24 protein-coding genes, 2 tRNA genes and 1 pseudogene are annotated in these 24,983 nt (G+C 68.0%); 21 read left to right on the forward strand and 6 right to left on the reverse strand.

Features of this window, described 5'->3' with window-relative positions; all coding sequences use genetic code 11:
- Positions 1-60: 60 nt before the first annotated feature.
- From ACVWYS_RS03225 to ACVWYS_RS03250, 6 genes and pseudogenes are all read left to right on the forward strand, one after another.
- Positions 61-993, forward strand: a complete 933-nt coding sequence (locus ACVWYS_RS03225; protein WP_456508406.1) for an ATP-binding cassette domain-containing protein — start codon at positions 61-63, stop codon at positions 991-993.
- On the forward strand, positions 986-2,578 hold the full coding sequence (locus tag ACVWYS_RS03230) for an ABC transporter permease (protein ID WP_456508407.1): 1,593 nt from the start codon (positions 986-988) through the stop codon (positions 2,576-2,578). Before ACVWYS_RS03225 ends, ACVWYS_RS03230 begins: the two co-directional genes overlap by 8 nt.
- Before the next feature lie 128 nt (positions 2,579-2,706).
- Positions 2,707-3,438, forward strand: coding sequence for an MgtC/SapB family protein (locus tag ACVWYS_RS03235; RefSeq protein WP_344361962.1), 732 nt, complete (start codon positions 2,707-2,709; stop codon positions 3,436-3,438).
- Entirely contained in the window at positions 3,422-3,835 is a 414-nt protein-coding gene (locus ACVWYS_RS03240) for a DUF1801 domain-containing protein (protein ID WP_456508408.1), read from the forward strand. The genes ACVWYS_RS03235 and ACVWYS_RS03240 overlap by 17 nt, the downstream gene beginning before the upstream one ends.
- Before the next feature lie 109 nt (positions 3,836-3,944).
- A complete protein-coding gene (locus ACVWYS_RS03245; protein WP_116765171.1) occupies positions 3,945-4,487 on the forward strand; it encodes a GNAT family N-acetyltransferase in 543 nt (180 codons plus the stop codon).
- 52 nt (positions 4,488-4,539) lie between these two features.
- A pseudogene (locus tag ACVWYS_RS03250) lies at positions 4,540-4,650 on the forward strand (VOC family protein); the annotation flags it as partial.
- A gap of 13 nt (positions 4,651-4,663) precedes the next feature.
- On the opposite strand, the gene ACVWYS_RS03255 reads toward ACVWYS_RS03250, so the two are convergent.
- A complete protein-coding gene (locus tag ACVWYS_RS03255) occupies positions 4,664-5,098 on the reverse strand; it encodes a DUF7144 family membrane protein (protein WP_237563235.1) in 435 nt (144 codons plus the stop codon).
- Positions 5,099-5,394: 296 nt separating this feature from the next.
- On the opposite strand from ACVWYS_RS03255, the gene ACVWYS_RS03260 reads away from it, so the two are divergent.
- From ACVWYS_RS03260 to trxA, 3 genes are all read left to right on the forward strand, one after another.
- Positions 5,395-6,123 carry a Type 1 glutamine amidotransferase-like domain-containing protein gene (locus tag ACVWYS_RS03260; protein ID WP_456508409.1) on the forward strand — a complete coding sequence of 243 codons (729 nt, stop codon included), beginning with the start codon at positions 5,395-5,397 and terminating at the stop codon, positions 6,121-6,123.
- Between the two features lie 68 nt (positions 6,124-6,191).
- On the forward strand, positions 6,192-6,737 hold the full coding sequence (locus ACVWYS_RS03265) for an acyl-CoA thioesterase (protein WP_116765168.1): 546 nt from the start codon (positions 6,192-6,194) through the stop codon (positions 6,735-6,737).
- 101 nt (positions 6,738-6,838) lie between these two features.
- Positions 6,839-7,252 carry a thioredoxin gene (gene trxA / locus ACVWYS_RS03270; RefSeq protein WP_344361978.1) on the forward strand — a complete coding sequence of 138 codons (414 nt, stop codon included), beginning with the start codon at positions 6,839-6,841 and terminating at the stop codon, positions 7,250-7,252.
- Between the two features lie 96 nt (positions 7,253-7,348).
- Here the strand turns inward: trxA and ACVWYS_RS03275 are convergent, their stop codons facing one another.
- Complete coding sequence (locus ACVWYS_RS03275; protein ID WP_344361980.1) at positions 7,349-7,627, reverse strand: putative quinol monooxygenase; 279 nt, start codon at positions 7,625-7,627, stop codon at positions 7,349-7,351.
- 112 nt (positions 7,628-7,739) lie between these two features.
- Here ACVWYS_RS03275 and ACVWYS_RS03280 point away from each other — a divergent pair, with 112 nt between their 5' ends.
- Positions 7,740-9,416, forward strand: coding sequence for an AMP-binding protein (locus ACVWYS_RS03280; protein WP_456508410.1), 1,677 nt, complete (start codon positions 7,740-7,742; stop codon positions 9,414-9,416).
- 90 nt (positions 9,417-9,506) lie between these two features.
- Here ACVWYS_RS03280 and ACVWYS_RS03285 read toward each other — a convergent pair whose 3' ends face one another.
- The gene (locus tag ACVWYS_RS03285; protein ID WP_344361985.1) at positions 9,507-10,487 is read right to left on the reverse strand and encodes a DNA-3-methyladenine glycosylase family protein; all 981 of its coding nucleotides are present in this window, start codon (positions 10,485-10,487) and stop codon (positions 9,507-9,509) included.
- A 164-nt stretch (positions 10,488-10,651) separates the two neighbouring features.
- On the opposite strand from ACVWYS_RS03285, the gene ACVWYS_RS03290 reads away from it, so the two are divergent.
- The gene (locus ACVWYS_RS03290; RefSeq protein WP_116765163.1) at positions 10,652-11,068 is read left to right on the forward strand and encodes a VOC family protein; all 417 of its coding nucleotides are present in this window, start codon (positions 10,652-10,654) and stop codon (positions 11,066-11,068) included.
- A 52-nt stretch (positions 11,069-11,120) separates the two neighbouring features.
- Here ACVWYS_RS03290 and ACVWYS_RS03295 read toward each other — a convergent pair whose 3' ends face one another.
- The gene (locus ACVWYS_RS03295; RefSeq protein WP_344361991.1) at positions 11,121-12,290 is read right to left on the reverse strand and encodes an SLC13 family permease; all 1,170 of its coding nucleotides are present in this window, start codon (positions 12,288-12,290) and stop codon (positions 11,121-11,123) included.
- A 93-nt stretch (positions 12,291-12,383) separates the two neighbouring features.
- On the opposite strand from ACVWYS_RS03295, the gene ACVWYS_RS03300 reads away from it, so the two are divergent.
- The 6 genes from ACVWYS_RS03300 to ACVWYS_RS03325 all read left to right on the forward strand — a co-directional run bounded on the left by ACVWYS_RS03300 (position 12,384) and on the right by ACVWYS_RS03325 (position 19,250).
- Entirely contained in the window at positions 12,384-13,769 is a 1,386-nt protein-coding gene (locus tag ACVWYS_RS03300; RefSeq protein WP_116765161.1) for a cystathionine beta-synthase, read from the forward strand.
- 17 nt (positions 13,770-13,786) lie between these two features.
- The gene (locus ACVWYS_RS03305; RefSeq protein WP_456508412.1) at positions 13,787-14,995 is read left to right on the forward strand and encodes a cystathionine gamma-synthase; all 1,209 of its coding nucleotides are present in this window, start codon (positions 13,787-13,789) and stop codon (positions 14,993-14,995) included.
- Between the two features lie 61 nt (positions 14,996-15,056).
- Positions 15,057-15,602 carry a winged helix-turn-helix transcriptional regulator gene (locus ACVWYS_RS03310; protein WP_456508413.1) on the forward strand — a complete coding sequence of 182 codons (546 nt, stop codon included), beginning with the start codon at positions 15,057-15,059 and terminating at the stop codon, positions 15,600-15,602.
- Positions 15,599-16,945 (forward strand): MFS transporter, encoded by a 1,347-nt coding sequence (locus ACVWYS_RS03315; RefSeq protein ID WP_116765158.1) that lies wholly within the window; start codon positions 15,599-15,601, stop codon positions 16,943-16,945. Before ACVWYS_RS03310 ends, ACVWYS_RS03315 begins: the two co-directional genes overlap by 4 nt.
- A gap of 101 nt (positions 16,946-17,046) precedes the next feature.
- A complete protein-coding gene (locus tag ACVWYS_RS03320) occupies positions 17,047-18,453 on the forward strand; it encodes a glycosyltransferase 87 family protein (protein ID WP_344362000.1) in 1,407 nt (468 codons plus the stop codon).
- 35 nt (positions 18,454-18,488) lie between these two features.
- A complete protein-coding gene (locus ACVWYS_RS03325) occupies positions 18,489-19,250 on the forward strand; it encodes an SDR family oxidoreductase (protein ID WP_456508414.1) in 762 nt (253 codons plus the stop codon).
- 61 nt (positions 19,251-19,311) lie between these two features.
- Here ACVWYS_RS03325 and ACVWYS_RS03330 read toward each other — a convergent pair whose 3' ends face one another.
- Together ACVWYS_RS03330 and ACVWYS_RS03335 are read right to left on the reverse strand one after the other, a co-directional pair.
- Positions 19,312-19,794 (reverse strand): hypothetical protein, encoded by a 483-nt coding sequence (locus ACVWYS_RS03330; protein ID WP_456508415.1) that lies wholly within the window; start codon positions 19,792-19,794, stop codon positions 19,312-19,314.
- 197 nt (positions 19,795-19,991) lie between these two features.
- Positions 19,992-21,182, reverse strand: a complete 1,191-nt coding sequence (locus tag ACVWYS_RS03335; protein ID WP_456508416.1) for an acyl-CoA dehydrogenase family protein — start codon at positions 21,180-21,182, stop codon at positions 19,992-19,994.
- A 120-nt stretch (positions 21,183-21,302) separates the two neighbouring features.
- On the opposite strand from ACVWYS_RS03335, the gene ACVWYS_RS03340 reads away from it, so the two are divergent.
- From ACVWYS_RS03340 to ACVWYS_RS03355, 4 genes are all read left to right on the forward strand, one after another.
- On the forward strand, positions 21,303-21,956 hold the full coding sequence (locus tag ACVWYS_RS03340) for an MOSC domain-containing protein (protein WP_116765153.1): 654 nt from the start codon (positions 21,303-21,305) through the stop codon (positions 21,954-21,956).
- A gap of 388 nt (positions 21,957-22,344) precedes the next feature.
- On the forward strand, positions 22,345-24,483 hold the full coding sequence (locus ACVWYS_RS03345; RefSeq protein ID WP_456508417.1) for a DEAD/DEAH box helicase: 2,139 nt from the start codon (positions 22,345-22,347) through the stop codon (positions 24,481-24,483).
- 231 nt (positions 24,484-24,714) lie between these two features.
- Positions 24,715-24,786: transfer RNA gene (locus ACVWYS_RS03350), tRNA-Thr, on the forward strand.
- A 62-nt stretch (positions 24,787-24,848) separates the two neighbouring features.
- A tRNA-Met gene (locus ACVWYS_RS03355) sits at positions 24,849-24,922 on the forward strand.
- The last annotated feature ends 61 nt before the right edge of the window (positions 24,923-24,983 follow it).

Consider the following 24,983-nt stretch of genomic DNA (forward strand, 5'->3'; position numbering starts at 1 on the left):
CTCGTGAAGGGGTCCTTCGGCCGGGGCGATAGGGTCCGGCCCCGGCGTATCGTGTCCGCTATGACGAGCGTCTTTGAGATGGCCGGGGTTGTGAAGCGGTTTGGGCCGGTGGTTGCCCTCAACGGGCTGGACTTTTCAGTCGAAGAGGGCGAGGTCCACGGTTTCCTGGGCCCCAACGGCTCAGGGAAGTCGACAACCATCCGTCTGCTGCTGGGCATGCTCCGCGCCAACGCGGGCTCCATCCGGGTCATGGGCTTTGACCCGTGGAGCGACGTCGCGCGCCTGCACCGGCGGCTGGCCTACGTCCCCGGGGATGTGGCGTTGTGGCCCAACCTGACCGGCGGTGAAGTGATCGATCTGCTCGGGCGGCTCCAGGGCGGTCAGGACGCGGCCCGGCGGGACCGGCTCCTGGAGGTATTCGACCTCGACCCGACGAAGAAGTCCCGGGCCTATTCCAAAGGCAACCGGCAGAAAGTGGCCCTGATCGCCGCGCTGGCCACCGACGCCGAGCTTTTCCTGCTGGACGAGCCCACCAGCGGCCTGGACCCGCTCATGGAGGACGCCTTCCGCCAATGTGTCCGGGAATTGCGGAATCAGGGCCGCACGGTCCTGCTCAGCAGCCACATCCTGAGTGAGGCCGAGGCGCTTTCGGACCGTGTCAGCATCATCCGTGAGGGCCGGGTGGTGGAGACCGGGCGGCTTGAGGAGCTCCGGCATCTCACCCGGACCTCCGTCACCGCCGACGTCGCGGCCGTACCGGCAGGTTTGGATGCCCTGCCGGGGGTCCACGACGTCGTCGTCACGAACCATCGGGTCAGCGCCCAGGTGGAACCGTCCGGCCTGGCCCCGCTGATGCGGGCCCTGACCGACGCCGGGCTCCTTGCGCTGACCAGCCAGCCGCCAACCCTCGAAGACCTTTTCCTGCGCCACTATGGCGCGGCGGTGCCCGCGGTTGCGGCCGGGGCGAGCAGCGGGCGGCCCGGTGATGCGTGAAACGTTGGCGGGCACGGGCGTCCTGATCCGGCTCGGACTCCGGCGCGACCGCTGGCTGCTGCCGGCATGGATCGCCGGATTCGCCGTCACGACCTATTCAACCGCCGCGGCCGGTGCCGAGCTGTACCCCGATGTAGGGAGCCGGGTCGAAGCCGCGACAGCCCTGAACGCCACGGCATCGCTAGTGGCACTATTCGGCAGGGTTTACGACCCCACGTCCCTGGGCGCGCTGTCCCTGATCAAGTACACGGCGTTCATGGCCGCCATCCTCGCCGTCCTCATGGTCTTCATCACCATCCGGCATACGCGCAGCGACGAAGAGTCCGGGCGGCTCGAGCTTCTCGGCGGCGGGCGTCTGGGACGCGACGCACCGCTCGCTGCCGCCCTCGCCATCAGCTTCGGTGCGAGCCTTGTCCTCGGGCTGGTCACGGCCGTGACGTTGGCCGCCGGCGGCCTTCCCGCCGCCGGCTCGCTCGCGTTCGGACTCGGCTGGGCCGCCACCGGCATGGCCTTCAGCGCCGTGGCCGGGGTGACCGCCCAGCTGACTGCCAGTGCGCGGGCCGCCACGGGACTGAGCCTCGGCGTCGTCGCGGTGACCTACGCGCTGCGCGCGGTGGGGGATCTCGCAGAGCCGGGGCCGTCAGCCTTGTCCTGGCTTTCGCCGATCGGCTGGAACCAGCAGATCCGGGCCTTTGCCGGAGACCGGTGGTGGGTGCTAGCCCTGCCGCTGGCACTCTGCGCAGCCCTCGTGCCGGTCGCGCTGGCCCTTCGTGCCCGCCGGGACCTCGGCTCGGGGCTGCGGGAGGAACGCCCCGGCCCGGCGCGCGGCTCACTCAACGGCGTCTGGGACCTCGCCGTGCGACTCCAGCTCCGTCTCCTTGCGGCGTGGGCCGTGGCATTCGTGGCGTTCGGTGTCGTGATCGGGTCGCTGGCCGGCAACGTCACGGACCTGCTGAGTTCCCCCAACGCCCAGGACCTGATCAGGATGCTGGGCGGAACCCAGGCCATGACGGACGCCTTCATCGCCGCAGAGATCAGCATCATGGGACTGCTTGCCGCTGCCTACGGGCTGTCCGCGGCCAACCGGCTCCGCGACGAGGAAACGGACGGCCACGTGGAGGCGCTGCTGGGCACGGCCACCACCCGGCCGCGGTGGGCCACAAGCCATTTCGCCTTCGCGCTCGCCGGCGTCGCCGTGCTCATGCTGCTGTCCGGATTGTCGGTCGGGGCCGGCGCCGCCATGGTCCTGTCCGACGGAAATCAGCTGGGGCGGATTGCGGTGGCCTCCGTCGCGCAGATCCCCGCGGCCTGGGTCATGACCTCAGTAGTCCTGGCCGTGTTCGGCTGGGCGCCCCGGCTCACCGGGACGGTCTGGGGACTGCTGCTGGTCTTCGTCGCCCTGGGCGAGTTTGGCGTCCTGTGGAACGCCCCGGAGTGGGTGATGGAGCTCTCCCCGTTCCGGCATTCACCACTGCTCCCCTTGGATTCCGACGCCGTCTGGCCCTTGCTGGGACTTACCGTGACCGCCGCGGCGCTCGCCGCGCTCGGCTACACCGGCTGGCGCCGCCGGGACCTGGCCCCATGAGCGGAACCGAACCGCCCCTGTTCCCCGCCCTGTTCCCCATACGGGGGCGGCGGTAGTATCAACTTCGAGAGCCGTTGGCGCACCTCAGAAACGACCGGGCGCCGCTCTCGGGCCGAGTCGGAGGGCGGATGCAGGACGCATACGGGCTATATACCCCGACCACATTGGTGGAAATCGGGCTCCTGCTGGCGACCTTTGTCCTCTGCTCCCTGATCGGCGTCGAGCGGCAGGTCCGGCAAAAGGTCGCGGGCTACCGCACCCACGTCCTGGTCGGCCTCGGATCGTGCACTTTCACTCTCATCTCTGCCTACGGGTTCTCCGCCGCTCTGGCCCCCGGGGCCACCATGGACCCGTCCCGCATTGCCGCCCAAATCGTCAGCGGCATCGGCTTCCTCGGCGCCGGCGTGATCTTCAAGGGACGGAACGTTGTCCGGGGCCTCACAACGGCCGCGAGCATCTGGGTCTCGGCGGCGGTCGGCATGGCGTGCGGTGCCGGGATGCTTTCCCTGGCCCTCTCACTGACCGCATTCCACCTCATCACCTTGTATGTGGTCTCTCCCGTGGTCAGGAAGATACCGACCACGGACGCCCACCGGGTCCTGCACCTTGGCTACGCCGACAACCAGGGCGTGCTCAGGCAGGTGCTGGAGATCGCCACCAACATGGGCTTCAGCTCGTCGATCCTGAGCACCAACAAATCGGGAACCGAACAAAATCCGATCGTCCTCATGGACATCCGCTTCCACGGGCACCTTCCGCTGCGGGAGCTCGTGCCCTATCTCCTGGACGTGCCCGGCGTGAAGAGCGTCACCGTCCGCGGCGCCGACGCGAACGAGGAGGACGATGATGCCAGCGCCTGAGAACCCGGCGCTACGAGACCCCCGGGTTGACGCGTTCATCGGGGCACTGCCGGACTGGCAGCAAGAGATCTGCCGCCAGGTGCGCGAACTTGTCCATGCCGCCGACCCGGCCGTCGCCGAGACCATCAAGCGCACCACTCAGCCCTACTTCGTCCTCGAGGGCAACATTTGCGCCCTCCTGGCGGCCAAGGACCACGTCAACGTCTTCCTCTACGACGGCGGAATCGTCCCGGACCCGGAGGGGATCATCACGGGCGGGCACGACAACAAGACCGCACGCACTATCGCTTTCCGCCAGGGTGAATCCATCCCCGGGCAGGCCCTCACCGCGATGTTCCGGCAGATCATCGCGGACAACCGGGCCGGCGGCTGGCGGAAACTCAAGCTCGGCGGGTGAAGCTGACCGTCGGGTCCGGCCAAGCCAACCGGGGCCGGAGCATGAAGACCATTCCCGCACTGCCGCTCCGTAGATTGAAGCCGTTCGGCATGACGGTTAGAGTCGCCGGATGACCGAGAACAGCATCGCTTTGACGGGCACAGTGCGGGTGCGGGTGCTGCACAGGTCCGACGCCGGTCGGATGGCCGAGGCCTACCTCCGGAACCGGGAGCACTTGGCGCCCTGGGAACCCGTGCGGGCCGAGGAATTTTTCACCGCCGACGGGCAGGCCGCCAGCATCGAGTCCAAACTCGGGTTGTTCATCGCCGGATCGGACGTCCCGTGGGTTCTCGTGGACGGTTCCCGCATCGTCGGGGTGATGAACCTCAGCGGGATTGTCCGCGGGCCGTTCCTCAGCGCCCACCTCGGCTACTGGGTGGACAAGGACATGACCGGTCAGGGGATTGGCTCGGCCGCCGTGGAATTCGCCGTCGGTGCCGCCCTTACCGAGCTCGGACTGCACCGGTTACAGGCCGCCACCCTCCCGCACAACGCCGCATCCCAGCGAATCCTGAAACGGGCCGGCTTCGAAGAAATCGGCCTGGCCCCCAGGTACCTCCGGATTGCCGGGGCCTGGCAGGACCACGTCCTCTTTCAGCGGATCCTGTTCTGATGACCGTCGTCCCGGGTGCACCCGCGTCCTTTGGTGCCCTGCACCATTGGCCTGGACCGAACTGTTTCCGGACAAATACCCGCACGCAGGCGGCCCCGGCCACTTCGCCGCCTACCTCGTGAACACGGACGGCTACGAAGTGGAGTTGATTGCGGCCGACTGATCGCGACGGTGCCCTACGGGTTGGTTGGCGGAGGCGCCTGCTCAGCCTTAAGTTCCTCGCCGTGGGCGATGATCGCGTAGATGATCAGCACGTCCATGGCGATGACGATGACGGACCACCACGGCTGCGCCGGAATGAGCATCAGTTGAACGACCGCGCTGAAGCCCGCAACGACAACACCAACGACTCGAGCCCACGTTGCACCGGAGAAGAGCGCGACGGCGGTGAGGATCAAGAGCACCCCGAGAGCTAGATTCCACCAGCCCCACCCCTTCGCGTCGAAGATGAACAGCGTGCCCGGGGTCGCCAAATAGTAGGTGTCAGGACCGGTGAGTGCGACGAGGCCTTGAAGGCCGCTGAAAACGCCGTTGATGATCAGAATGACTCCGGCGAAACGGACCCAACCGGTCCAGCCAGTCGAAGCAACAGGATGATGGGCAGTAGTCATAATGCCGACCGCTTTCCGTTGAATGCTCTGCCGTCGGCCTCATGGTCGGCGCAGTCGTGTCGTGAAACTAGTACCGATTCCGATTATGTTCCTCACCGTCCGTGCCGGTCAATCACTACAGAAACTTTGGAGCCGCCGCGGCGGTCGGCCCGGTTCTGTCCGCGCACCGACGGACTCCGGCGACCCCACCCGCCTCGCCCCGCCGCGTGGGCCGCGAGCAAGTTCGGCGGCGGCCAAAGCTGGTGCAGGCGCGCCGGGCCCATTGCGATTGCTTCGGATCCGGGTACTTTGAAGCCATGACCATCATCCTTGTCGGCGGAGGCCCGGACACCGTGACCATTCCTGCCGTCTTCGACCGGTTCGTCCGGGAACTCCGGCACCGGGCCCCCGGCAGGGTTCCTCGCGTCGCCGTCGTTCTCTTTGACCACGAGGGCAGCTCTGAGTATTTCCTGCCCGCCTATGTTGGGCCGCTGGAATCCCGGATCGACTGCACGGTGCTCCCGGTCCTGCTCCGCTTCAACAAAGAGGCGAATACGGCCGCGTTCGACGAGGTCGACGGCATCGTGGTCGGGGGCGGCCCGACGCCGGCCTATCTGGAAGGCCTCCTGCCGTCCGCGGGGGCCATCCGCCGTGCGGTCTCGGAGGGTGTGCCGTACATGGGGTTCTCCGCCGGGGCGATGGTGGCCCCGGCGCGGGCGATCGTGGGCGGATACCGGATCAGGGGCACCGAAGTCTGCGCGATGGACTGTTCCGAGGGGCTCGAGGAAGTGGAGATCCGCGGCGGGCTGGGCCTGGTGCCCTTCGCCGTCGACGTCCATGCCGCGCAGGCCGGAACACTCAGCCGGGCCGTCGGTGCCGTGGCGAAGGGACTCGTGGACCACGCGGCCGCCGTCGATGAAAACACCGCCCTGGTGCTGCACTACGCGGACCTGCAGCAACTCGACGTGATCGGCACCGGGAACTGCTGGACGATCCGCGGCGCCGGACCCAAGGCCACCGTCTCGGTGCTGTCCGCGCACAGCTAGCCTGCGGAGGCCGGGCACCTTGGGTCCTACCCCTTGGCACCGTTGTTACTCGCGGGTAACATTGCCCCATGCACCTTCTGCTCCGCACCCTCCTGCTGCTGTTCACGTCCTCGCGCCGCCCACCGCTGAGCATCTGGGACAGCTCGTCCCTGCCGCTGCGCGTGTTGCCCACGGATATCGACATCGCCATGCACGTCAACAACGGCATGTATTTCTCGCTCATGGACCTCGGGCGCTTCGACCTCATGGCCCGCAGTGGAACCTGGAAGAAGATGCGCCGCCGGGGCTGGACGCCCGTGGCCGCGGGCGAAACCATCGCCTTCCGCCGTTCGCTGCAGCTGTGGCAGCAGTACACCATCGAATCCAAGATCATCGGCCTTGACTCAAAAGCCATCTACTTCGAGCAGCGGATGGTGGTGGACGGCGAAGTCTATGCCCGCGCCTACATCGCGACCCGGCTGGTCAGCAAGGGCAAGCCCGTCAGCCAGGAGGAGATCGTCCGCGAATTCGGCGCCCCGCCGGCGGATCTGGAGCTGCCTGAGTGGATCCACGAATGGCGCGAAACCAACGCCCTGCCCGGCGCCAGGCGTCCTGCCCCGCATGCCTGGGCCTGACGGGTGCGCCCGCCGGCCAGGCAGGCGCACCCGCTTTGGCCCGGATGTGCCAACAGCGAAATGCCGGGGACAATCCCGGACTGCTCCCGTACCGTTGACTCATGGCTACCGTAGACATCACAGGTGAACAGTTCGCATCGACCGTCGAGGATAACGACATCGTCCTCGTCGATTTCTGGGCCGAATGGTGCGGCCCGTGCAAGCAGTTTGGCCCCACGTACTCAGCAGTCTCCGAGAAGCACCCGGACGTGGTCTTCTCCAAGGTGGACACCGAGGCCGAGCAGCAGCTCGCCGCTGAGGCCGGCATCACCTCGATCCCCACGCTGATGGCCTTCCGCGAAAAGGTCCTGGTGTTCTCGCAGCCCGGCGCCCTGAATGCCCAGCAGCTGGAGCAGGTGGTGGACGCCGTCAAGGCCCTGGACATGGAAGAAGTCCACGCGCATGTTGCCCGCTCCCAGGCCGAGGCCGCTGCCTCGGCGCCCAAGCAGGACGGCACCCAGATCCCGGACGCCTAAACCTCCACAAACGCAAGCAACGCGGGGTCACTCCGCGCCCATAAATCCTTCAAGGATGGGCGCGGAGTGACCCCGCGCTGTCGTTGGAGTGGTGGGTCAGAGCTTTTCGAGTATGACCGGCTCGGCCAGTAGCGCGCTGAGGGACTCATTCAGGTCCTGCACGGCCGTGCCCTTGGAGTGCTTGTCCAGGTCCTCCTGGCTTGCCCACCGTTCGGTCAGCACGAGTTTGTCCTCGTTGGCCTCGGTGAGCTCGTAGCGGATACAACCGGGCTCGTTGACCACCTCGTCAATCGCGATCTCCAGCGCGAGCTTCACGCGGAAGAATTCGCCGTCGTTGGGGATGAAGGTGGCCAGGAGGTCAATTGGTGCGCTCATGGCAATTACCCTACCGGGCGTCCGCGCCGGCGCCGGAAGATGACCGGAAAATTTCATAGGACTTCCAAGCTTTGCTCTTCTCTTGCCTCCGCGCACAAGGTAGCGTCACACCATGCTTGCTTACACAGGCGGGGACACTGACGTCCCGCTGCTCGAGGAAACCATTGGCGCGAACTTCGAACGGATCGCGGCGCGGTTCCCCTATCACGATGCCCTGATCGAGGCGGCCGCAGTGCCCGGCGAAGAGGCCCGGCGGTGGAGCTATACCAAGCTGAACGACGACGTCGACCGCCTGGCACGAGCGCTCCTGGCCCTGGGCGTCGCGAAGGGCGAGCGGATCGGCATCTGGAGTCCCAACTGTGCCGAGTGGACCATCCTGCAGTACGCGACAGCGAAGACCGGGGCGATCCTGGTCAACGTCAACCCCGCCTACCGCAGCCATGAGCTCGAGTTCGTGGTCAAACAGAGCGGCATGCGGATGCTGGTCATGGCGCCGTCAGATAGGAACAGCGACTACACCGGCATGGCACGCCAGGCGTTGGCAGCCTGCCCGGAGCTGCGCGAGCTCGTCTTCCTCCCGGACGCCGGCGCGGAAGGTCTCACCGCCGGCGAACCCGAGCACGAGGCGGAGCGGACATACGCCGAACTGCTCAAGCGGGCTGACGACGTCGCGCACTCCGCGCTGCAGGCGCGCATGGCGGCGCTGGACCCGCACGACCCCATCAACCTGCAGTACACCTCCGGCACCACGGGCTTCCCCAAGGGCGCCACGCTGACGCACCACAACATCCTCAACAACGGCTATTCCATCGGCGAACAACTCGGCTACACCGAACACGACCGCGTCGTGATCCCGGTGCCGTTCTATCACTGCTTCGGAATGGTGATCGGGAACCTGGCGGCGCTCAGCCATGGCGCCGCCACGATCATCCCCGGCCGGTCATTCTCACCGGCCGCGGCACTGGAAGCCGTGCAGGACTTCGGCGGAACGTCCCTCTACGGGGTGCCCACCATGTTCATCGCCGAGCTCGCCCTGCCGGACTTCACCTCCTACGACCTCTCGACCCTGCGCACGGGCGTCATGGCCGGATCACTGTGCCCGATCGAGGTGATGAACCGGGTCATCTCCGAAATGAACATGAAAGACGTCGCCATTTGCTACGGGATGACGGAGACCTCGCCGGTGTCCACGATGACCCGGAGCGTGGACACAATGGCCCAGCGGACCGAGACCGTGGGCCGGACCATGCCGAACCTGGAGAGCAGGATCGTGGACCCGGTCACGGGGGAGGTGCTGGAGCGCGGCGGGATCGGCGAACTCTGCACGCGCGGCTACGCCGTGATGCTGGGGTACTGGAACCAGCCGGACAAGACCGCCGAAGCGATCGACGCCGAGGGGTGGATGCACACCGGGGACCTCGCCCGGATGGACCAGGACGGGTATGTGGTGATCGAAGGCCGTATCAAGGACATGGTGATCCGCGGCGGTGAGAACGTCTATCCGCGCGAAATCGAGGAATTCCTCTACACCCATCCGGACATCCAGGACGTGCAGGTGATCGGCATCCCGGACGCCAAGTACGGCGAAGAACTGATGGCCTGCGTCATCATGAAGCCCGGGGCTGCGCCGCTGGATGCCGCCGGCCTGGCCGAGTTCTGCCGGGGCAAGCTGGCGCACTTCAAGATTCCGCGCTACGTCGACGTCCGGGAAAGCTTCCCCATGACCGTCTCCGGCAAGATCCGCAAGGTGGACATGCGCCAGGAGGCCGCGGCCCGCCTGGGACTCTAACCGCGTTGCTGGTGGTGGCCGGGTCGGGCGTGTTGTTTTATGGCGGGGTGATTCCGGAACGCGGCCAGCCCCGCTGGTGGGAGGACGGGACTAGTGCCCACGGTGGTCCTGGATGGTCATCCGCGGGCCAAAGGTCGGTTTGCGGAAGCCGCTGAGTCCGATCATCCGGACCACCCGCTGCCGGTGCCCTGCCCAGGGCGCCAGAAGCCTGAGCATGCCGGCGTCGTCCGTCCGGCGACCGGTCAGGGCAGCGCCGACGTAGGCCGCGAGGTGGTAGTCGCCCACCGCGATCGAGTCCGGGCAGCCGTGCGTGCGTTGCACCACCTCGGCGGCCGTCCACACTCCAATCCCCGGGATGGTTTGCAGTTTCGCCGCTGCTTCCGCGGCGGGGAGGTCGGCGAGCCGCTCCAGCGCGGCGGCGGAGCGCAGCGCACGCATGACGGTCGCCGAGCGCTGCGGACCCACCCCGGCCTTATGCCATTCCCAGGACGGAATGCGCAGCCACTGGCCGGGCGTGGGCTGGAGCATGAGGTTGGCCGGGGCCACCGTCCCGGCGCCCGGGGCAGCTGTCCCGAAGCGGTACGTCAGGTACCGGTATCCCCGGCGGGCCTCAATGACGGTGACCTTCTGCTCCAGGATGGTCGGCACGAGCGCGTCGACCATCCGTCCGGTGGCGGGCAGCCGGACGGTGAGGTTGCGGCGCCGGGCTTCGACGACCATGCGGGGGAGCGTGGCGTGGAAGGCCGGCTCATCAAAAGCCGTCCAGTCGTCGTCACGGCCCAGCATGCGCGGAACGGAGGCCGCGGCGTCGGCGGCGCCGGGGCCCCAGGACTGGACATCGACGGCGGGATCGGTCCGGGGCCCGGAGGACACGAGCCGAAGCGACGCCGGGCCGGCCGGCGTCGTGAACGCAAACCACACGGCGCCCGGTGATGTGCGGATGGAAGGGTCCCCCTGCCCCCTCAGCAGCGGCCCGACCGTCTGCATCAGGTCGAAGGGGCCGCCGGGCCGCCACCGCAAAGAGGCGTCCGCCGCGGCGGCATGGCCGGCGGGAACGTCTGCGAGGGTCATCCGAATATGTTCCCACGCCGGACGGAAAGCCCCCGCACCGGAGGTTCCGGCAGGTGAGCCAAACGGCCCTAAATCTGCGCGGTTTCCGGGGCTAGAATCCGGCTGGGACACCCATGCGGCGGTCCTGCCGTTGGCCCGGGCCCTGGGGCCGCCAGGAGCAGATCATGGCCGGTGGAGTGGTGCATTTCGAGATTCCCGCAGACGACGAGGATCGGGCGCGGGAGTTCTACAGTTCAATCTTCGGCTGGGGTTTCCAGGTCATGCCCGAAATGGAGTACAGCCTGGCCATGACGACGCCGATGGACGAGCACGGCCGGCCCGCCGTCACCGGGTCCATCAACGGCGGGTTGTTCCGGCGCGGGGACCTTACGGCGCCGGTTGTCACGATCGACGTCGACGACATCGATGCCGCACTGGCGAGCATCGCCGCCCGCGGCGGGTCCGTGGTCCGTGAAAAGCTGGAGGTCCCGGGGATGGGATGGAATGCCTATTTCAAGGACAGTGAAGGCAACGTGGTGGGGTTGTGGCAGAACGCGGTGCCGGCGGGCGGCGCGGACCCGGGGAATGACATCGGCGCCTGAGTGGCGTACTCATGTGCCGGGTTGTCCGATTCCGGCAGGCGGCCGCAGCAGGTCAGTGCATCCCTGTGCTGAGCCAGAGCGCCAGGACTGCCAGCGGGATTACCAGGACGACGGCGACGACGCCTGCCACGGCGAAGCCGCCCCAGCGGATGTCCACGTTGAGTGCGCGGAGCCGCTCGTGCCACAGCAGCGTGGCCAGCGAAGCCCAAGGGGTGACCAGCGGACCCAGGTTCACTCCGATCAGCAGCGCCGCCAGCCGGGCCGGGGAGCCGCCCACCGGTTCCAGGGCCAGGTAGGCAGGCAGGTTGTTGACGGCGTTGGCGGCCCCGGTGCCCAGCCCGGCGAGCTGCAGGAGCGCCGGCAGGCTGTCCCCGGTGCCGGCAATCCCGGTCAGGAAGCGGGTGAGCCCGTTCGCGTGCAGGGTCTCCACCACCATGAACAGGCCCGAGGTGAGCATGAGCGGCCGCCACGGAATCATGGACCAGCGCAGGGCGGAGCGGCGCCGCCAAAGGAACAGCAGGAGCAGGACGGCCGCCGCCGCGATCGCCGGGATCTGCACCGGAATCCCGGAAACCAGCGCCGGCAGCAGGACCACCATCACCCCGGACGCCGCGTACAGCAGCACCCGGTCCCGCACTTTGTGGATCGGCTGCGGCCCGTAGCGGCCGCGCAGATCCTTCCGGAACGCCAGCCACAGGAGCACCAGCGGCACGAGGATGCCCACCACGGCCGGCGCCCACACCAGCGAGGCGAACGCGGCGGGGCTCAGTTTGAGCCGGTCCTGCGCCAGCAGGTTGGTCAGGTTGGAGACCGGCAGCAGCAGCGACGCCGTGTTCGCCAGCCAGACCGTGGTCATGGCAAACGGCAGCGCCGGAATCCGGGCATGAACGGCCAGCAGCACGACGACGGGCGTCACCAGTACCGCCGTCGTATCCAGCGACAAGAACACCGTGGACACGGTGGCGAGGGCGATCACGAGCAGCCACAACAGAAACACCCGGCCACGGCCCAGAGCGGCCAGCCGCTCCGTCACCACGCGGAAGAGCCCGGCGTCATCCACCAGCTCCGTGACCAGGGACATTGCCACGACAAACGCCAGAACCGGCACAGTCCGCGCCGCCAGCTCGTCGAACGCCTGGACCGGCAGCAGCCCCGACGCCAGCGCCGCGCACCCTGCCAGCAGCATGCCCGCCGGCAGCGCATAGCTCTTGAACCTCTTCATCCGGGCGATCCACTTCACCGCCCAATCGTCGCACCTCAAGGGGACGGGACTGCGCCGACGTGCCCGTCCGCCGGAGACGGTAACTTGGTACCTATGAAGTACGCCCCGTCCGTTCTGGACCTCATCGGCCATACACCGCTCGTCAAGCTCAACCACGTGACCGACGGCATTGCAGCCACCGTCCTGGTGAAACTGGAATACCTGAACCCCGGCGGTTCGATCAAGGACCGCATCGCGGTCAAGATGATCGAGGAGGCCGAACGGACGGGCAAACTCCTGCCCGGCGGCACGATCGTGGAACCCACCTCGGGCAACACCGGCGTCGGCCTGGCGCTCGTGGCGCAGCAGAAGGGCTACCGCTGCATCTTCGTCGTGCCGGACAAGGTCGGCGAAGACAAGCGGGCCGTGCTCCAGGCGTACGGCGCCGAAGTGGTGGTCACCCCCACCGCCGTCCCGCCGGACAGCCCGCAAAGCTACTACGGCGTCTCCGACCGGCTCGTCACCGAAATCCCCGGAGCCTACAAGCCGGACCAGTTCTCCAACCCGGCCGCCCCGGCAAGCCACTACGAAACCACCGGACCCGAGATCTGGAACGACACCGATGGCCGGATCACGCACTGCGTGATCGGCGCCGGCACCGGCGGCACCATCACCGGCACCGGCCGGTACCTGAAGGAAGTCTCCGCCGGACGGCCTGAGGCCGAGGGCGGCGTCGTCAAGATCATCGGCGCCGATCCCGCCGGCTCGGTCTACTCCGGCGGCACGGGCCGCCCCTACTTTGTCGAGGGCGTCGGCGAGGACATGTGGCCGGCCAACTACGACAAGTCCATCCCGGACGACGTCATTGCCGTCAGCGACGCCGACTCCTTCGCGATGACGCGCCGGCTGGCCCGCGAAGAAGGCCTGCTGGTGGGCGGGTCCTCGGGCATGGCCGTCGTGGCCGCGCTGGAGGTCGCCAGGGACCTCCCGGCGGACGCCGTCGTGGTGGTCATCCTGCCGGACTCCGGACGCGGCTACCTCGCGAAGATCTTCAACGACCAGTGGATGCGCTCCTACGGCTTCCTGGCCGGCGGGGACGAGGCCTCGGTGGGCGAGATCCTCAAGGCCAAGACCGGGGAACTCCCGGACCTCGTCCACATCCACCCGAACGAGAGCGTCCGCGATGTCATCAACATCATGAACGAGTTCGGCGTCTCGCACATCCCCGTCCTGTCCCAGGAACCGCCCGTCGTGATGGGCGAGGTCCTTGGCGCCGTGGACGAACGCACGCTCACGGCCAAGCTCTTCCGGGGCGAGGCCAAGCTCTCGGACAAGATCTCCGAACACATGGAGGCCCGGCTGCCCGTGATCGGCTCCCTCGAATCGATCTCGACCGCCCGCGAACTCCTCTCCGACGCCGACACCCTCATGGTGACGTTCGTCGGCGCTCCGGTGGGAATCCTGACCCGCCACGACCTCCTCGCCTACCTCAGCAACTGACCAGTTCAAGGAGTCCCATGTCTCTGCCAGAAAGCTCTTCCGCGAAGAAGACCGGCTTCAACACCCGCGCCGTGCACGCCGGCCAGGCCTTCGAGCCGCGCACCGGCGCCGTGGTGCCTCCCGTGCACTTCTCCTCCACCTACGCGCAGGACGGGATCGGCGGACTGCGCGCCGGCTACGAATACGGCCGCGGCACCAACCCCACCCGCGATGCCCTGCAGGAGCAGCTGGCCGCGCTGGAGGGCGGGACCGCCGCATTCTCCTTCAGCTCGGGTCTGGCGGCCGAGGACTCCATGATCCGTGCCCTGACCCGGCCCGGTGACCACATCGTGCTCGGCAACGACGCCTACGGCGGCACCTACCGGCTCATCAGCCGGGTCCTGGGGGAGTGGGGCATCGGCAACACCCCGGTGGACATGTCCGACCTCGACGCCGTCGCCAAGGCCGTGGCCGCCGGCGGTGCTGCCGACGGCGGCGGCAAGACCCGCCTAGTGTGGGTGGAGACGCCGTCGAACCCGATGATGAAGATCACCGACATCGAGGCCCTCGCCAAGGTGGCGCACGACGCCGGTGCCCTCCTCGTCGTGGACAACACCTTCGCCTCGCCGTACCTGCAGAACCCGCTGGCCCTCGGCGCCGACGTCGTGGTGCACTCCACCACCAAATACATCGGCGGACACTCCGACGTCGTCGGCGGCGCGATCGTGGTCAACGACCCGGAGCTGGCCGAGAAGATCGGCTTCGTCCAGTTCGCCGTCGGCGCCGTGTCCGGTCCGATGGACGCCTTCCTCACCACCCGCGGCCTGAAGACCCTCGGCGTGCGGATGGACCGGCACAGCGACAACGCCCAGGCCGTCGCGGAATGGCTGCTCGAACGCCCCGAAGTGGAGGCCGTGCTGTACCCGGGACTGCCCTCCCACCCGGGCCACGAGCTCGCCAGGAAGCAGATGAAGAAATTCGGCGGCATGATCTCCGTGCAGTTCAAGGGCGGCGAAGCCGCGGCACGCAAGGTGGCCGAATCGACGTCCGTGTTCACCCTGGCCGAGTCCCTGGGCGGGATCGAATCGCTCATGAACTACCCCTCGGAAATGACGCATGCCTCGGTCAAGGGCACCGAACTGGCGGTCCCGGTCAACCTGATCCGGCTCTCGTGCGGCATCGAGGACGTCGAGGACCTCATCGCCGACCTCGACGCCGCGCTTTCCGCCCTGGACGGCGGCAGCTAGCCACCCGTTCCCGCAGTGCCGACCCTAGCTTTCTCTAAGAGAGTCAGCTAGGGTTGGCTGCATGGCACTCCGATCCGACTGGTCCCAGCGGACCTGCAGCATGGCCCGCGGCCTCGACATCCTCGGCGATCCCTGGAGCATGCTCGTCCTGCGCGAGGTCTTCTTCGGCAACGGCCGCTTCGAGGCCATGAAGCAGCGGCTCGGAGCAGCCGATTCCGTGCTCACCAAGCGGCTCGGCGGGCTCGTCGACGCCGGGCTGCTCACCCGGCGGCCCTACGACGACGGCGGCCGCACCCGCCAGGAATACGTCCTCACCACCAAGGGCGAGGACGCCCTGCCGGTGCTCAACGCCGTCGTCATCTGGGCCGAAAAGCACCTCCCGGCCCCTTCCGAGCAGGCGCACATGTTCGTCATTCACAACGGCTGCGGGGCGAGGACCTCCTCTGCGGACACCTGTACTGCCTGCGGGGAGCGGCTGACGGCCGGGAACACGAGCTGGCACAGCCTGACCCGCACCGCCGACCCCGTGCCGCTGGCCTCGGCCCGCGCGCAGACCCCGGTCCCCGGCCGGCCCAAGTCCCAGCCCCAGAACGGAACCGCCGCATGAGCGCCCCCCAAGACACTCTGACCCCCGCGCCCGTCCGCCGCCGGATCCACCCGGCGTGGGGCGTGGCCGCCGTGGCCTTCCTCGCGCTCGTCGGCGCGGCCGGGTTCCGTGCCGCCCCGGGCGTGCTGATGGTGCCGCTGCAGAACGAGTTCGGCTGGTCCACGACCGTGCTCTCTGCCGCGGTCAGCATCAACCTCGTACTGTTCGGGCTCACGGCACCGTTCGCTGCGGCCCTCATGGAACGCTTCGGCATCCGCGCCGTCACCGCCGTGGCCCTGATGCTGATCGGCGCCGGCAGCGCGCTGACGGTCCTCGTGAACCAGTCCTGGCAGATCCTGCTGACGTGGGGGCTGCTGATCGGACTCGGCACCGGGTCCATGGCACTGGTCTTCGCCACCACCGTCGCCAACACGTGGTTCGCCAAGAGCCGGGGCCTGGTGATCGGCATCCTCACCGCCGGCAGCGCCGCCGGGCAGCTCGTATTCCTGCCCTTCATTGCGCTCCTGGCCCAGGACCCGGGCTGGCGCCAGGCCTCGCTCCTCATCGGTGCCGGCGCGCTCGCGGTAGTGCCGCTCGTGCTGAAGTTCCTGAAGAACTCACCGGCCGACGTCGGCGTGCTGCCTTACGGGGCCACGCCGCCGGCCGCCGACGGGACCTCCGATGAGACTGCCGGGCCCGAGACCGCCGCGCCGGAAGCCGCCGAACCCAGCCGCAACGCGGCCGTCCGGGCCTTGCAGGTCCTCAAGCGGGCCAGCAAGGTCCGTACCTTCTGGGCCCTCGTGGCCGGCTTCGCGATCTGCGGCGCAACCACCAACGGGCTGATCGGCACCCACTTCATCCCCTCGGCCCACGACCACGGCATGCCGGAAACCACCGCGGCGGGCCTGCTCGCCGTCGTCGGGCTCTTCGACATCGTCGGAACCATCGCCTCCGGCTGGCTCACGGACCGCTTCAACCCCCGGATCCTGCTCGCGGTGTACTACCAGTTCCGCGGTATCGGGCTGCTGGTCCTGCCCTTGCTGCTCAGCGCCACGGTGCAGCCCAGCATGATCGTGTTCGTCGTCATCTACGGCCTGGACTGGGTGGCCACGGTGCCGCCCACCGCCGCGATCTGCCGCCAGGTGTTCGGCGCCGACGGCAGCGTCGTGTTCGGCTGGGTGTTCGCCGCCCACCAGCTTGGCGCGGCCGCTGCCGCCTTGGCGGCCGGAGCCGTCCGGGACGCCACCGGCCAGTACACCTACGCCTGGTTCGCCGCCGCCGCGATGTGCACGATCGCCGCCGTCATCAGCGCCACCATCCGCAAGGACGCCAGAAAGACGGACACGGTCCCGGCTGCGGCGTAGCTGTTCTGTAGACTGACCCGACAGCGAGGGCGCGTTTCGGCCGCCCGGACGGAACCGACCATTCGGCAAGCGTCTACACCAGCAGCCCGATTGGGGAATTCATGTCAGTGCTCGATTCCGAAGACCGCCCGGCGCAGCCGGACCCGAAACCGCCCCTCCCGATACGGCCCGTCCCGAAACCGCTGAGCGCGACACAACCGGTCCGGATACTGCTGTGGCTCTCCGTCATAGTGGCCATCGCTGCCGTCGGCTACTTCATCTGGGTGTCGCTCGGGGTCTGGGCCAAGCACGGACTGGACTTCAGCGTCTACTGGTACGGCGGGAAAATCCTCAACGACGCCGGCGCCGCGCCGTCGGACCTGTACGCGGGAAACGTGGACTGGGCCGGGGGCCCGGGGCTGAAGTTCACGTATCCGCCGTTCGCCGCCTTGCTCTTCAGCTTCTTGGCCCGGCTGCCGCAGGTGACCGCGCTGACACTGTTCAATACCGCCGGCGCCGTCGTCGGCATCCTGGCCGCCGTCCGCACGGTCCGTTACTGGAACGCCAAAACCAATTGGCGCGCCACCTTCCGGTCCCCGCGCAACTGCTGGGCCGCCGCCGTCGTGGTCCTGGCGTTGCTGAATCTCGGTCCGTGGCGCGAGACCCTGGTGTTCGGCCAGATCAACATCCTGCTGATGGGCCTGATGGCCGCGGACCTGCTGGCCCGGAACTCGCGCTGGACCCGCGGCGTCCCCGGCAGCGGCTTCCTGGTGGGGGTCGCCGCCGGCATCAAGCTGACGCCCTTGGTGTTCGGCCTGTACTACGTGGTCCGCAAGGACTGGCGCGGACTGTGCAACATGGCCGCCGGCTTCACTGTCACGGTGGTGATCGGCTGGCTGCTGCGTCCCGTCGAGTCCTTGCAGTTCTGGCTCCAGATGCTGCCGGACACCTCCCGGATGGGCGGAGCGGGCTATGTGGACAACCTGTCCCTCAAGGGCGCGCTGCTGCACTTCGGCGTTCCGGAACCGCTCGTCACCGTGCCGTGGCTCGTGCTGAGCCTGGCGGTCGTGGCCCTGGGCGCAGGAGTCATCAAGGCCGCCAGCGACCAGGGCGCCCGGGTCGTCGCTGTTGCGGCGACGGCGCTGACCATGCTGTTGATCAGCCCGGTCTCCTGGTCCCATCACTGGGTGTGGGTCGCGGCGGTCTTCCCGGCCTTCGCCTGGACCCTGCGCGAAACCCCCCGCCGCTACGCCCGGATGCGCTGGACCATGGGCGGGGTGCTGGGCGTTTCGATCCTGGTGTTCCTGTTCTCACCGAAGACCATCGGCACGGCGCTGGGCGCGCAGAACCTCGACCTCCAGACACCGGGCCTGTGGATCATGGCCTCCAGCGCCGGGGTGTTCTGCGCCGTGGCCCTCCTGGTCTGCTGGCTCGTCGCCCTGCGCCGGGACTCGGTGGCGCCGCAGCTTGACCTTGCTTCCATGCCTGCCGCCGAAGTGGACGTCCGGACCTCCGCGGTCTCCTCGTAGCTGCCGCCCCGCCGGGCGGCGCTAGGCTGTTCGCCATGAGCTCCCCGTCACCCCGTAAGACTGCCCTCGTCACCGGCGTCGGCCGGCTCGCCGGAATCGGCGCCGGCATCGCGCGCCGCCTCGCCGCGGACGGCTGGGACCTCGTCCTGAGCTACTGGCAGGACTACGACGCCCGGATGCCGTGGGGAGTCCAGCCCGACGACGTCGAACGCCTCACCGTCGAGCTGCAGGCGACCGGCGCCGCCGTCGTGGTCCTGCCGGCGGATTTGGAAGACCCGCAGGCCGTGGACGGGCTGATGGCCGCGGTGGCGGCCGAGGCCGGAACCCTGGAGGGCCTGGTGCTCAGCCACGCCGAATCCGTGGACTCCGGCATCCTGGATACGTCCCTGGCGAGCTTCGAACGGCACTTCGCGGTCAACACCCGCGCCAGCTGGCAGTTGATTGCCGCTTTCGCCCGGCAGGCGGGTCCCGACGGCGGGGCCATCGTGGCGCTGACCAGCGATCACACCGCCTTCAACCTGCCCTACGGAGCGTCAAAGGGTGCGCTGGACCGGATCGTGATCGCGGCGGCCCGGGAGCTCGGCCCGCTGGGGATCAGCGCCAACGTCCTCAACCCGGGACCCGTGGACACCGGCTGGATGGATGACGTGCTCCGCGGCGAACTGGCCGTCCGGCAGCCCGGCGGCCGGCTGGGCACTCCGGCGGACGTGGCCGGCACGGTCGCGTTTCTGCTCTCGCCCGAGGGCCGCTGGATGTCCGGGCAGCTGGTCAAGGCCGACGGCGGCTTCTCCGCCTGAGGTCCCCGGACCCCGCTTCCCTGCACGCCGACGTCGTTGATCCGGTGGTGGCCGGATCCGGTCAGTCGGCGGTCAGCAGGGCGAGGGCTGTTGCCAGTTCGGTGGCGGCGCCTTGGAGGAGGCAGGCCGTCTCGCGTGCCCGGGCGTTGCGTCCGGACTGGAGGTCGGCATCAATGAGGTCGGCCATGAGTTGGAGCTGGCACGCACCGGCAATGGATGCGGACCAGGACAGGCTTTGGGCGGCGAGGCGCGCGTCTTCCCAGTCCCCGACGGTCAAGGCCCGGTGAACCTTTTCGACCCGGTGGGGAAGCATGAGCTGGAATGTAGTGACGAAGTCGTGGAACCGCCAGGACTGGAGTGTGCCTGTGCTCTCCTGAAGGCGGTTGCGGTCCAGAACAGGTGCCGTGGCGATGCGGGCACGGTACCTGCGGGGTCCCTGGTCAGCCCCCAAAATGTCCTGATCGTTCACGCCCGCGCTGGTCGTGGCGTGACGTGCCGGAAAGAACCGGAGCGTCCACGCGGCTGACTTGGCATTGAGACCCATGATGTCCCCCTAACCCGGCATCCTGTTCCGATCCGTCGGACAGGCAGCGTGCCGCCCTCCGGAGCGATGGCACCACTCTACGAATGCGCCCCAGGGAGAACACGAGTGCTGGCTACCCGAAATCTCAGCAGTCACCACTTGTATCACTGGCCCCATACGTACCTCACGACCGGGATCGCCTTCGCGGGCTCGCGGGCTTAGCGGAAGGCCGGGATCCCCGTGATGTGCTGGCCCAGGACCAGGGTGTGGACCTCGTCGGTGCCCTCGTAGGTGCGGACGGATTCCAGGTTGGCGGCGTGCCGCAGGGGCGAATAGTCCAGTGTGATTCCGTTGCCGCCCAGGATGGTGCGGGCCTCCCGGGCAATGCTGAGCGCCTCCCGGACGTTGTTCAGCTTGCCGAGCGAGATCTGCTCCGGCCGCAGCCTGCCGGCGTCCTTGAGCCGGCCCAGATGCAGGGCCAGGAGGGTGCCTTTCTGGATTTCCAGGAGCATGTTCACGAGCTTCTCCTGCGTCAGTTGGTACCCGGCCAGCGGCTTGCCGAACTGCAGCCGCTCCTGGGCATAGGCCAGGGCCGCCTCGTAGGAATCCCGGGCGGCGCCCATCGCGCCCCAGGCGATCCCGTACCGGGCCTCGTTGAGGCAGGAGAACGGGCCCCGGAGCCCCCGCGCCGCCGGCAGCAGCGCCTCCGGACCCAGCCGGACGGCGTCGAATGTGATGTCGCACTGGATCGAAGCGCGCATCGAGAGCTTCTGCCCGATCGGCGTTGCGGTGACCCCCGGGGTGCCGGCGGGGACGAGGAAGCCGCGCACGCCGTCCTCCGTCATGGCCCACACCACCAGCACGTCCGCCACCGACGCGAGCCCGATCCAGCGTTTGGCGCCGTCCAGGACCCAGCCGGCGGTGTCCGCGGAGCCGTCGCGGCGGGCGAAGGTCTTCATCGAGGCGGGGTCCGAGCCGGCCGTGGGCTCGGTCAGGGCAAAGGCGCCGATCAGTTCGCCGGCGGCCATCCGGGGGAGCCACTCCTGTTTCTGGTCCTCGGAGCCCCACTTGTGGATGGCCGTCATGGCGAGGGAGCCCTGCACGGAGACAAAGGTGCGGATGCCGGAATCGCCGGCCTCAAGCTCCATTGCCGCGAGGCCGTACTCGACGGCGGAGCGGCCGGGGCAGCCGTAGCCCTCCAGGTGCATGCCGAGCACGCCGAGTTCGCCAAGCTCCGGGGCGAGGTCCAGGGGGAACACGGCGTCGTCGTACCAGCCGGCGATCCCGGGCCGGATGCGCTGGTTGGTGAAGTCGCGGACGCGCTCCCGCACGGCCAGCTCCCCGGCGCTCAGCAGGGAATCGATCGCCAGGACATCGGAAACATCGGAAAGGTTGGCCTCGTTGCTCATGCCAGCATCCTACGGCGGCTCCGCTCGTAGCGGTGGTGCTCAGCCCGGTGGTGCCCGCCCGGTGCACGGGGACCGGTGCGGGCGCTGAATCCGGTGCCCGGGCGGGCCTACACTGGTGCCATGGAAACCGCATCTGTGCTTGCTGTCTGCCGGGTTCACCAGCTGCTCGAAGATCCCGGCAGCGTCGGGGTCACCGCGATCGACAAGCGCCCCGTGGACGGCCCGGTACGGGTCCACAAACTCGGCCTGCGCGGTGATGTCCAGGCGAGCAGGATGGACCACGGCGGCGAGGACCAGGCTCTCTACGCGTACTCGCAGGACGACGCCGATTACTGGGCAGGGGAGCTCGGGCGGGAGATGCCGCCGGGCATCTTCGGCGAAAACCTGCGGATCTCAGGACTCAGCGCCTCCAATGCTGTGATCGGCGAACGCTGGAAGATTGGACTGGACGTCGAGGTGGAAGTCACCTCCCCGCGCGTCCCCTGCGCCACGTTTCAGCGGCGGATGGGCGAGCCGCACTGGGTCAAGCGGTTCACCGAGGCGGGCAAGGTCGGCACGTACCTGCGGGTGGTACGGACCGGCAGCATCGAGGCCGGAGACCACATCCACCGGATCTTTGTCCCGGTCCACGGCGTGACCGTTGCCAAGTGGTTCACCGATCCCACCTTGGAGGATATGGAAGCCCTGCGCGACGCCGACGCTGACGGCGAGATCCGCCTCCAGCCCGAATATCACGAGCGATTCGAGAGGCTGCAGCGACAGCTTGGCGTGTAGCCGTGCCGCGCCGGTGTGCGCAAGCTCACCCGCCGCCGTCGGCCCCTCAATTACCACTGTTCTGGTTCATGCCCTACACTGGAACTATCCCCCACTCCGGAAATCCCTTATTCCTGCCCAATTCTTGAGGCAGGACTGGTAAGTGTTGGGGCCCGCAAAATGTGATGCGGGCATTTTCATAGGGAGAGCCGGCAAAAGAAAACGCTGTACAGACTGCTGGGATAGCAGCCAAGAGATGCAGCGGGAAGTCCTGCCACGGGATTGCGAAAGCGCCGGACTTCTGTGACCCGCCGGTCAACGTACGCCCGGCAACTCGTGTCACGCGTACTGCGGCTCCGCTCACCTCGGGTTGTGCCGCTTGGCCCCTATGGATGAGGAAATTTCACCTATGCCCGAAAATCAGAACAACTCCGTCGACACCGAACTCGCCACCGAGAACAGCCAGGCCGACGTCGAGACTTCTGAAACGGCTGCCCCCGCAGCCGGCTCCGCCCCGGAATTCACCGAGGCTCCTGCGAACGTTGAGGCTCCGGTAGCCGAGGCCGCCCCGCAGGCTGACACCACGACCGAAGCCGGGACCGAGGCCAAGTCCGCCCCGTCCAAGGACGAGGACACCGAAGATGAGGGCGTCAAGTTCGTTGACCTCGGCATCGACGGCCGCGTCCTCGCTGCCCTGCAGGACGTCGGCTACGAGAAGCCGTCCCCGATCCAGGCAGCAACCATCCCGCTGCTGCTCGAAGGCCGCGACGTCGTGGGCCTGGCCCAGACCGGTACCGGTAAGACTGCAGCATTCGCAGTACCGGCGCTGTCCCGCCTGGCCGAGCTCCACGACCTCAACGGCCCGTCCCGCAAGACCCAAGCCCTGGTCCTGGCGCCGACCCGCGAGCTTGCGCTCCAGGTTGCCGAGGCCTTCACCTCCTACGCCAAGCACATCGACGACTTCACCGTCCTGCCGGTGTACGGCGGCTCCGCCTACGGCCCCCAGCTGGCCGGCCTGCGCCGCGGCGCCCAGGTTGTTGTCGGAACCCCCGGCCGCGTCATCGACCACATCTCCAAGGGTTCCCTGGACCTGTCCGAACTCCAGTACCTCGTGCTGGACGAGGCCGATGAGATGCTGCGCATGGGCTTCGCCGAGGACGTTGAACAGATCTTCCAGCAGACCCCCGCGGGCCGCCAGGTTGCGCTGTTCTCCGCCACGATGCCGAGCCAGATCCGCCGGCTCTCCAAGCAGTACCTGAACAACCCGGCCGAGGTCCAGGTCAAGTCCAAGACCACCACGGGCGCCAACACCCGCCAGCGCTACCTGCAGGTCATGGGCCCGCACAAGCTCGACGCGCTGACCCGCATCCTTGAGGTCGAAGAGTTCGAGGGCGTCATCGCCTTCGTGCGGACCAAGATGGCCACCGAGGATCTCGCCGACAAGCTGCGCTCCCGCGGCTTCCAGGCTGCCGCCATCAACGGCGACATCCCGCAGCAGCAGCGTGAGCGTACGGTCGAGGCCCTGCGCGACGGCAAGATCGACATCCTGGTCGCCACCGACGTCGCGGCCCGCGGCCTTGACGTCGAGCGCGTCAGCCACGTGGTCAACTACGACATCCCGCACGACACCGAGTCCTACGTCCACCGCATCGGCCGCACCGGCCGCGCGGGCCGTTCCGGCGACGCGATCTTGTTCATGACCCCGCGGGAGAAGTACCTGCTGCGTTCCATCGAGAAGGCCACACGCCAGCCGGTGGAGCAGATGCACCTGCCCACCGCCGAAACCGTCAACACCCTGCGCCTGGGCAAGTTTGCCGACAAGATCACGGAGACGCTCGAGTCCGAGGACGTTGCGGCATTCCGCGACCTCATCTCCTCGTACGAGGAAGAGCACAACGTGCCGGCCGCCGAGATTGCAGCCGCGCTGGCCGTCATGGCCCAGGGCGGACAGCCGCTGCTGGTCAAGGAACTCCCGGCCGCGCCGGAATTCCAGAAGCGCGAACGCTCCAAGGACGGCTTCGGCTCCCGCGGGCCGACCCGTACGCTGACCGAGGGCAACGCCACCTACCGGATCGCCGTCGGACGCCGCCAGCGCGTCATGCCGGGTTCCATCGTGGGCGCCATTGCCAACGAAGGCGGCATCTCCTCGGCCCAGATCGGCGGCATCGACATCCGCTCGGACCACTCCCTCGTGGAGCTCCCGGCAGACCTGAGCCCCGATCAGCTGAAGGCACTGTCCCGCACCCGGATCGGCGGCGAGCTGATCCACCTCGAGCTCGACAACGGCCGCAAGCCCTCCGGCGAGCGTGGCTCCTACCAGGGCAACCGCGGCGGCGACCGTGGGGGAGACCGCGGCGGCTACTCCGGTGGCAGCGGCAACTTCAAGGGCAACGGCGGCTTCAAGCGCGAATTCCGCAAGAGCGACGGCGAGCGGTCCTCCGCTGACCGTGGCGGCCGCTCCTTCAGCGAGCGTTCCGAGCGGAGCGTCGGCACCGACACCCGCAAGCCCCGCCACGAAGGCGGCTTCAAACCCCGCAACAAGTGGTAACCACTAGCACTATCTGAGAGAGGGCCGGCTCCTGAGCCGGCCCTTTCTTCTTTAAGCTTCCGCGCCTGTGTTCGCTTCGTCACACCGCGGGCGGACGGTCGGCCTGGGAGGCCGATTTTGCCGCCCCGTACTGCCTTGGAAGCCCTGATTTCCGCGACTTTCGGCAGTACCGCCGTCGTTCGGGCGCCGATTTGTTGGTGGGCGAATCTTCCGGTAGAGTATTTACTCGTTGCCCCCCTAGCTCAGTGGTAGAGCGCGTTCTTGGTAAGAACGAGGTCACCGGATCGATTCCGGTGGGGGGCTCTGAATGAGGGCCTGTGTCAAGGCGGTTTTTGACCGGCTTAGCGCAGGTTTTCCTCATTTATGGCGGTGTAGCTCAGTTGGTTAGAGCGCACGACTCATAATCGTGAGGTCGGGAGATCGAGCCTCCCCACCGCTACAGGCAAGACCCCCGGAATCCATTGAGATTGCGGGGGTCTTTCTGTCTTCCCGACAACTGC

The sequence above is a fragment of the Arthrobacter sp. TE12231 genome (genome assembly GCF_054062895.1).